Source organism: Enterobacter sp. 03-F-07-AD-ECC (genome assembly GCF_047530935.1).
In the GTDB taxonomy this organism is placed as follows: domain Bacteria; phylum Pseudomonadota; class Gammaproteobacteria; order Enterobacterales; family Enterobacteriaceae; genus Enterobacter; species Enterobacter cloacae.
The window spans coordinates 437,913-446,382 of record NZ_JBLKBZ010000003.1; the positions used below are offsets into that span (position 1 = coordinate 437,913).

Here is an 8,470-nt window from a genome sequence, read left to right on the forward strand (position 1 = left end):
GGAACGACGTCATGGCTAATTTCTTTATCCAGAGGCCGGTTTTCGCCTGGGTACTCGCCATCATTTTGATGATTGCAGGTGGGCTGGCAATCCTCAAACTGCCTGTAGCGCAGTATCCGACTATCGCCCCACCCGCGGTTGCCATAACTGCAACCTACCCTGGCGCAGATGCGCAGACGGTGCAGGATACCGTGACGCAGGTTATCGAACAGAATATGAACGGCATCGATAACCTGATGTATATGTCATCCACCAGCGATTCTGCAGGTAATGTCACCATCACCCTGACCTTTGAGTCTGGTACAGACCCGGATATCGCCCAGGTTCAGGTTCAGAATAAACTTCAGCTCGCCATGCCGCTGCTGCCGCAGGAAGTGCAGCAACAAGGGATCGGCGTTGAGAAGTCCAGCAGCAGCTTCCTGCTGGTGGCTGGCTTTGTTTCAGACAATAAAAGCCTCTCGCAGGATGACATTTCCGACTACGTCGCCTCGAATGTGAAAGATGCCATTAGTCGAACCACAGGGGTGGGTGATGTTCAGCTGTTTGGTGCCCAGTATGCAATGCGCATCTGGCTCGACAGTAACGCGATGAATAAATACCAGCTGACGCCGCTGGACATTATTAATCAACTGAAAACCCAGAATGACCAGATAGCGGCAGGCCAGCTAGGCGGAACGCCGTCCGTGCCGGGCCAACAATTGAACGCCTCGATCATTGCGCAAACCCGCCTGAAATCACCGGAAGAGTTTGGCCGCGTGACGCTGAAGGTGAACCAGGACGGCTCGATGGTGCACCTGAAGGATGTCGCACGCATTGAACTGGGCGGCGAAAACTACAATATGGTGACCAAAATCAACGGCCAGGCCGCAACCGGCCTCGGGATTAAGCTGGCGACCGGTGCAAATGCGCTGGATACGGCGGCGGCCATCAAGAGCAAGCTGGCGCAACTGCAGCAATTCTTCCCACAGGGTCTGAAGGTGGTTTATCCGTACGACACCACGCCGTTTGTGAAGATCTCTATTCACGAAGTGGTGAAAACCCTGTTTGAAGCGATCATTCTCGTCTTCCTGGTGATGTATCTGTTCCTGCAAAACCTGCGCGCGACGCTTATCCCCACTATCGCGGTGCCGGTTGTTTTACTGGGTACCTTCGCGGTGCTGGCGGCGTTCGGGTTCTCCATCAATACCCTGACGATGTTCGGGATGGTGCTGGCAATAGGCTTGCTGGTTGATGATGCCATCGTGGTCGTTGAGAACGTCGAACGCGTGATGGTAGAAGACAAACTGCCGCCGAAAGAGGCGACGCAGAAGTCGATGGAACAGATTCAGGGCGCACTGGTGGGTATAGCCATGGTGCTGTCGGCGGTCTTTATCCCGATGGCATTTTTCGGTGGCTCGACCGGGGCCATCTATCGCCAGTTTTCACTGACCATCGTTTCGGCAATGGCGCTCTCCGTGTTGGTCGCCCTGATCCTGACCCCCGCGCTGTGCGCAACCCTGCTTAAACCGGTCTCCGGCGATCACCACGAAAAGAAAGGCGGTTTCTTTGGCTGGTTTAATGCGCTTTTTGACCGCAGCGTGGAGCACTACAGCAACAGCGTGAGCGGCATTTTACGCAAGACCGGACGCTACCTGGTGGTGTACATCATCATTGTGGGTGGTATGGCGGTGCTGTTCCTGCGCTTGCCCACCTCCTTCCTGCCCGAAGAGGACCAGGGGGTATTTATGACGATGGTGCAACTTCCGGCCGGTGCGACCCAGACGCGTACGCAGCAGGTCCTCGATCAGGTCCAGAACTATTATCTGAAAAACGAGAAGGCCAATGTTGAATCTGTCTTTACCGTTAATGGCTTTAGTTTTAGCGGCCAGGGCCAGAACGCCGGTATTGCCTTCATTAGCCTGAAGCCCTGGGAAGCACGACCGGGGGCGGAAAATAGCGTTGAGGCGATTGTTGGCCGCGCGACAAAAGCCTTCAGTCAGATAAAAGATGGGCTCGTATTTCCATTTAACCTGCCTGCGATTATCGAACTGGGAACCGCAACGGGCTTCGACTTCGAACTGATTGATCAGGCAAACCTGGGGCATACCTCGCTGACGCAGGCGCGGAATGAGCTGCTCGGAATGGTGAAAGCGCACCCTGACATGCTGGTGCGCGTGCGGCCAAATGGTCTGGAAGATACCCCGCAGTTTAAACTGGATGTCGACCAGGAGAAGGCTCAGGCGCTGGGCATCAGTCTTTCTGATGTCAACCAGACCATCTCAACGGCCCTGGGTGGAACTTATGTAAATGACTTTATCGATCATGGCCGCGTGAAAAAGGTCTATGTCCAGGCCGATGCGCGCTTCCGTATGCTGCCTGGTGACATCAGCAACCTGTATGTACGCAGCGCAAATGGTGAGATGGTTCCTTTCTCCGCCTTTAGCACCTCGCACTGGGTGTACGGTTCACCTCGCCTGGAGCGCTATAACGGGATGCCATCCATTGAGATCATCGGTGAGTCCGCACCCGGGAAAAGTACCGGTGAGGCCATGGCGCTGATGGAAAGTCTTGCTGCAAAACTGCCTTCCGGCATCGGGTATGACTGGACAGGAATGTCTTATCAGGAGCGACTTTCCGGAAATCAGGCGCCTGCGTTGTACGCTATTTCACTGATTGTGGTGTTCCTTTGTCTGGCTGCTCTTTACGAAAGCTGGTCCATTCCCTTCTCAGTGATGCTGGTGGTTCCGCTGGGAGTCATTGGGGCGCTGGTTGCAGCAGCGTTACGTGGCTTAAACAATGACGTCTATTTCCAGGTGGGTTTGCTGACAACGATTGGTTTGTCGGCTAAAAACGCCATTCTGATCGTTGAGTTTGCCAAAGATCTGATGGAAAAAGAGGGTAAAGGCATCATTGAAGCCACGCTGGAAGCATCGAGAATGCGCCTTCGACCGATCCTGATGACCTCGCTCGCCTTTATTCTTGGCGTCATGCCGCTGGTAATCAGCCATGGCGCCGGGAGCGGTGCGCAAAACGCGGTCGGGACAGGGGTCATGGGGGGCATGCTTTCCGCAACGCTTCTGGCTATCTTCTTCGTGCCCGTTTTCTTTGTGGTCGTCCGGCGACGCTTTACGCGCCATAAAGAGTAATGAATACCTGAAAGGCACCTCTGGTGCCTTTTTATTTTAAGATAAACAGTGTATTAAGATCGCATTGTTAAAAAGAGTCAGTTTGCATTAAGTAAGAACGCCACGTTGTTACTCCATAATTTCTCCATTAATTCGTTCTGACGAATCGCTTTTCTCCACGATGTTTACAAACAACATAATTTGAGATTATTCCTCGTGTAACGTGGGCTTATCCCGGTGGTAAAATAACCTCCAGTTCGTTAATAGCCCTCCTGGCTTTATAGCGGACGCGAAATAATACTGAGGTAACATCATGAAAAGATTCATTTCCGTTGCACTACTCGCTGCGCTACTGGCTGGATGCGCGCACGACTCTCCATGTGTACCGGTATACGACGATCAGGGCCGACTGGTTCATACCAATACCTGTATGAAAGGTACCACTCAGGATAACTGGGAAACAGCAGGTGCTATCGCTGGTGGTGCTGCCGCGGTGGCGGGGTTGACGCTGGGTATTGTTGCCCTGACCCGATAACATCTGTTCAGAAAGCGCGGCTCTGGCCGCGCTTTTGCTTTGAATGAGTGCAGTAATATCAAATCAGTAAAAATCCCGTATTTATTCACGCCATTAATTTTAGCCAGAAGCCTGTCACCTCTTTTTCACTTCCCCTTTTAAATTTTGTATTCAGTTTTAATGATTTTCACCCATTCATATTATTGAATACCCGGCCAATATTCACTCTGGAAACTATCTCTTCTTTTTCTCTGACCCTCCTTAAAAGTTTTGCTCCGATTTGTGGCACAGGTTGTAATTTCGCACCGTTTCGGGGCGCTCCTTTTATTTAAGCCTGTCTACACTCAGCATTAAGCGTTCACTTATCGCTTATTTCATCGAGCGCGAAACCTGGCATTACGTTTGCTATATAAACGTCGGCCAACGCCACAGATGGGTAAAAGTGTTTAAAACACCTAAATAACGATAAATTTAGCCACACAGGATGCATTATGAAAAAGACGATGATAGCCAGCCTGGCCGCTGCGGGTATGTTGTTTGCTGTTGCGGGTCAGGCCCATGCGGGCACAACGCTGGATGCCGTGAAAAAGAAAGGTTTTGTTCAGTGCGGTATCAGCGACGGTTTGCCTGGCTTCTCTTATGCCGATGCTAACGGCAAATTTACCGGTATCGATGTTGACGTCTGCCGGGGCGTCGCCGCTGCCGTTTTCGGTGATGACAGCAAAGTAAAATATACCCCACTGACGGCCAAAGAACGTTTCACCGCGCTGCAGTCCGGCGAAGTGGACATGCTCTCCCGTAATACCACCTGGACCTCCTCCCGCGATGCAGGCATGGGGATGTCATTCACCGGTGTCACCTATTATGACGGCATCGGTTTCCTGACCCACAATAAAGCGGGTCTGAAAAGCTCCAAAGAGCTGGACGGTGCGACCGTGTGTATTCAGGCCGGTACCGATACCGAGCTTAACGTCGCCGATTATTTCAAAGCGAATAATATGAAGTACACCCCGGTGACATTCGATCGCTCTGATGAATCAGCCAAAGCGCTGGAATCTGGCCGTTGCGATACGCTGGCGTCTGACCAGTCACAGCTCTACGCGCTGCGTATTAAGCTGAGTAACCCGGCAGAGTGGATCGTCCTGCCTGAAGTCATCTCTAAAGAGCCCCTTGGTCCCGTCGTTCGCCGTGGCGACGAAGACTGGTTCTCTATCGTTCGCTGGACCCTGTTCGCCATGTTAAATGCAGAAGAGATGGGCATCAGCTCGAAAAACGTCGATGAGAAAGCTGCCAAACCCTCAACCCCGGATATGGCACACCTGCTGGGCACAGAAGGCGATTTTGGCAAGGATCTGAAGCTGGATAACAAGTGGGCGTACCACATCATTAAACAGGTGGGCAACTACGCTGAGATCTTTGAGCGCAACGTGGGATCGGAAAGCCCGCTGAAGATCAAACGCGGCCAGAACAATCTCTGGAATAACGGCGGTATTCAGTACGCACCGCCAGTACGTTAAGTCTTTGCTGTAACGGGCACTGTGAACGCAGTGCCCACTCCAGAGTCATGGTTACCGAGGTTTCTTTATGTTCCATCGCCGCTCCCCCGTAAAAGGATCGCTATCCTTTTCTCATCCCGCGGTCCGCGCCTGGCTATTCCAGATTATTGCCATTCTTGCGGTTGTTCTTATCGCCATTTATTTAATTCATAACACGGTTACCAACCTGAATAATCGCGGTATTACCTCCGGCTTTGCTTTTCTGGATCGCAGTGCGGGTTTTGGCATTGTTCAGCATCTTATTGACTATCAGGAAGGCGATACCTACGGCCGCGTGTTCCTCGTCGGTTTACTCAATACACTGCTGGTCTCCGCGCTGTGTATTGTTTTCGCCTCCATACTGGGCTTTTTTATTGGCCTCGCTCGCCTGTCAGATAACTGGCTGCTGCGAAAGCTGTCCACCATTTACATTGAGACGTTCCGTAATATCCCGCCGCTGCTGCAGATTTTTTTCTGGTATTTTGCCGTACTGCGTAACCTTCCTGGGCCACGTCAGGCTGTCGATGCCTTCGATCTGTTTTTCCTGAGCAACCGTGGGCTCTATATTCCTTCTCCTGAACTCGCAGAAGGGATGTATGCTTTTATCGCCGCGATTATCATCGCGCTCGCCCTCTCTGCCGGGCTATTTCGCTATAACCGCAAACATCAGATCAAAACCGGGCAGCTTCGCAAGACATGGCCAATTGCGGCGCTTTTGATTATCGGTCTGCCGCTCCTGACACACTGGCTTTTTGGTGCCGCGTTACACTGGGATGTCCCACATTTGCGGGGCTTTAACTTCCAGGGCGGGGTGGTGTTAATTCCTGAACTGGCGGCCCTGACGCTGGCCCTTTCCATTTATACGTCTGCGTTTATCGCCGAAATCATTCGGGCAGGGATCCAGGCAGTCCCGCATGGACAGCACGAGGCAGCACGCTCTCTGGGGTTACCTCATACGGTAACGCTTCGACAGGTCATTATTCCACAGGCGTTACGGGTCATCATTCCGCCCCTGACCAGCCAGTACCTTAATATTGTCAAAAACTCGTCGCTGGCCGCCGCAATTGGCTACCCGGATATGGTGTCACTGTTCGCCGGCACCGTTCTTAACCAGACAGGACAGGCCATTGAAACTATTGCCATCACTATGTCCGTCTATCTCATTATCAGCCTGGCGATCTCGTTGCTGATGAACCTGTATAACCGCCGTATCGCACTGGTCGAGCGCTAAGGAACTATGATGACAAAAGCGATACTGTCGCACTCTTCGCGTCCTGCCAACCCGACAGGTGGACGTTTTATTCTCTGGGCGCGTAAGAATCTGTTCTCCAGCTGGGGTAACAGTCTGCTGACAATAATTTGTCTGTGGCTGATGTGGGAGTTGATCCCGCCACTCATTAACTGGGCTTTCTTGCAGGCTAACTGGGTCGGTTCAACCCGGGCAGATTGTACAAAAGCTGGCGCTTGCTGGGTGTTTATCCACGAGCGTTTTGGTCAGTTCATGTATGGATTGTATCCGCACGAACAACGCTGGCGGATCAATCTGGCGCTGGTTATTGGGCTGCTCTCCATCGCCGTGATGTTCTGGAAAAGACTGCCGCAACGCGGACGGTACATCGCCTGCTGGGCGGTGGTGTATCCGATTGTTGTGTGGGTGCTGTTGTACGGTGGTTTCCTGGGGCTGGAACGCGTGGAAACCCGACAGTGGGGCGGCTTAACGCTGACGCTGATTATTGCTTCTGTTGGGATCGCTGGCGCACTGCCGTGGGGCATTTTACTGGCGCTTGGCCGTCGCTCAAAAATGCCCGTTGTCCGTGTGCTCTCGGTTATTTTCATTGAGTTCTGGCGCGGTGTACCGCTTATTACCGTCCTCTTTATGTCTTCGGTCATGCTGCCATTGTTTATGGCAGAAGGCACGACGATAGACAAACTGATCCGTGCCCTGGTGGGAGTCATTCTGTTCCAGTCAGCCTACGTTGCGGAGGTGGTGCGTGGCGGCCTGCAGGCATTGCCTAAAGGGCAGTATGAGGCTGCGGAATCACTGGCGCTCGGTTACTGGAAAACACAGGGGTTGGTGATACTTCCGCAGGCACTCAAGCTGGTTATCCCCGGGCTGGTGAACACGATCATCGCCCTCTTCAAAGATACCAGCCTCGTGATCATTATCGGATTGTTCGATCTCTTTAGCAGTGTGCAACAGGCAACGGTTGACCCTGTCTGGCTTGGCATGTCCACCGAAGGATATGTCTTTGCTGCTCTGATCTACTGGATCTTTTGTTTTAGCATGTCGCGCTATAGCCAGCATCTGGAAAAGCGCTTTAACACCGGGCGTACACCGCACTGAGGAAATTATGAGCCAAATAACTATGACACCCGCCGACGTGATGATTACGCTGGAAAACGTGAATAAATGGTACGGGCAATTTCACGTCCTGAAAGATATCAACCTTAAGGTCAAGCAGGGCGAACGCATTGTCCTTTGCGGCCCTTCCGGGTCCGGGAAATCGACAACCATTCGCTGCATCAATCACCTTGAGGAGCATCAGCAGGGGCGTATTGTTGTGGATGGTATCGAACTGAATGAAGATATTCGCAACATCGAACGCGTGCGTCAGGAAGTCGGGATGGTGTTTCAGCACTTTAACCTGTTCCCCCATCTGACGGTGCTGCAGAACTGTACGCTTGCGCCGATTTGGGTGCGCAAAATGCCAAAAAAGGAAGCTGAAGCGTTAGCGATGCACTATCTGGAACGTGTACGTATTGCTGAACACGCCAATAAATTTCCAGGCCAGATATCGGGTGGCCAGCAGCAGCGTGTGGCTATCGCCCGTTCACTGTGCATGAAGCCCAAAATTATGCTGTTTGATGAACCAACTTCAGCGCTGGATCCTGAAATGGTGAAAGAAGTCCTGGATACCATGATTGGGCTGGCACAATCCGGAATGACTATGCTGTGCGTGACTCATGAAATGGGGTTCGCCAGGACCGTGGCTGACCGGGTGATCTTTATGGATCGCGGAGAGATTGTTGAACAGGCGCCACCGGATGAGTTCTTTGCGCATCCGAAGTCAGAACGCACGCAAGCATTCCTGTCACAGGTGATTCACTAGTCGTTTGTTATGCCGGGTGGCGGCTTCGCCGTACCCGGCCTACGCTGTGTGCCGTGTAGAAATGCAAAAAGGCCATCCTTTCGGATGGCCTTTTCACTTGTTTGATGTCTGGCAGTTCCCTACTCTCACATGGGGAGACCCCACACTACCATCGGCGCTACGGCGTTTCACTTCTGAGTTCGGCATGGGGTCAGGTGGGACCACCGC

Annotated in this window: 6 protein-coding genes and 1 rRNA gene; 6 read left to right on the forward strand and 1 reads right to left on the reverse strand. The window is 52.5% G+C overall.

Going from position 1 to position 8,470, the window contains the following annotated elements; translation table 11 throughout:
- The first annotated feature begins 11 nt into the window (after positions 1-11).
- From ACMWKA_RS07235 to ACMWKA_RS07260, 6 genes are all read left to right on the forward strand, one after another.
- Positions 12-3,125, forward strand: coding sequence for an efflux RND transporter permease subunit (locus ACMWKA_RS07235; RefSeq protein ID WP_414760093.1), 3,114 nt, complete (start codon positions 12-14; stop codon positions 3,123-3,125).
- A 292-nt stretch (positions 3,126-3,417) separates the two neighbouring features.
- The gene (locus ACMWKA_RS07240) at positions 3,418-3,639 is read left to right on the forward strand and encodes a lipoprotein (RefSeq protein ID WP_013099001.1); all 222 of its coding nucleotides are present in this window, start codon (positions 3,418-3,420) and stop codon (positions 3,637-3,639) included.
- A 470-nt stretch (positions 3,640-4,109) separates the two neighbouring features.
- Positions 4,110-5,135 (forward strand): amino acid ABC transporter substrate-binding protein, encoded by a 1,026-nt coding sequence (locus tag ACMWKA_RS07245; protein ID WP_335276870.1) that lies wholly within the window; start codon positions 4,110-4,112, stop codon positions 5,133-5,135.
- 67 nt (positions 5,136-5,202) lie between these two features.
- On the forward strand, positions 5,203-6,384 hold the full coding sequence (locus ACMWKA_RS07250) for an amino acid ABC transporter permease (protein ID WP_414760094.1): 1,182 nt from the start codon (positions 5,203-5,205) through the stop codon (positions 6,382-6,384).
- 9 nt (positions 6,385-6,393) lie between these two features.
- A complete protein-coding gene (locus tag ACMWKA_RS07255; protein ID WP_020687396.1) occupies positions 6,394-7,497 on the forward strand; it encodes an amino acid ABC transporter permease in 1,104 nt (367 codons plus the stop codon).
- 7 nt (positions 7,498-7,504) lie between these two features.
- The gene (locus ACMWKA_RS07260) at positions 7,505-8,263 is read left to right on the forward strand and encodes an amino acid ABC transporter ATP-binding protein (protein ID WP_414760095.1); all 759 of its coding nucleotides are present in this window, start codon (positions 7,505-7,507) and stop codon (positions 8,261-8,263) included.
- 106 nt (positions 8,264-8,369) lie between these two features.
- Here the strand turns inward: ACMWKA_RS07260 and rrf are convergent.
- Positions 8,370-8,470, reverse strand: a 5S ribosomal RNA gene (gene rrf, locus ACMWKA_RS07265); the annotation flags it as partial.

Bases quoted from the DNA above. Each gene is read 5' to 3' on its own strand.
- ACMWKA_RS07235 (WP_414760093.1), top strand. From the start codon at position 12: ATGGCTAATTTCTTTATCCAGAGGCCGGTTTTCGCCTGGGTACTCGCC.
- ACMWKA_RS07240 (WP_013099001.1), top strand. From the start codon at position 3,418: ATGAAAAGATTCATTTCCGTTGCACTACTCGCTGCGCTACTGGCTGGA.
- ACMWKA_RS07245 (WP_335276870.1), top strand. From the start codon at position 4,110: ATGAAAAAGACGATGATAGCCAGCCTGGCCGCTGCGGGTATGTTGTTT.
- ACMWKA_RS07250 (WP_414760094.1), top strand. From the start codon at position 5,203: ATGTTCCATCGCCGCTCCCCCGTAAAAGGATCGCTATCCTTTTCTCAT.
- ACMWKA_RS07255 (WP_020687396.1), top strand. From the start codon at position 6,394: ATGACAAAAGCGATACTGTCGCACTCTTCGCGTCCTGCCAACCCGACA.
- ACMWKA_RS07260 (WP_414760095.1), top strand. From the start codon at position 7,505: ATGAGCCAAATAACTATGACACCCGCCGACGTGATGATTACGCTGGAA.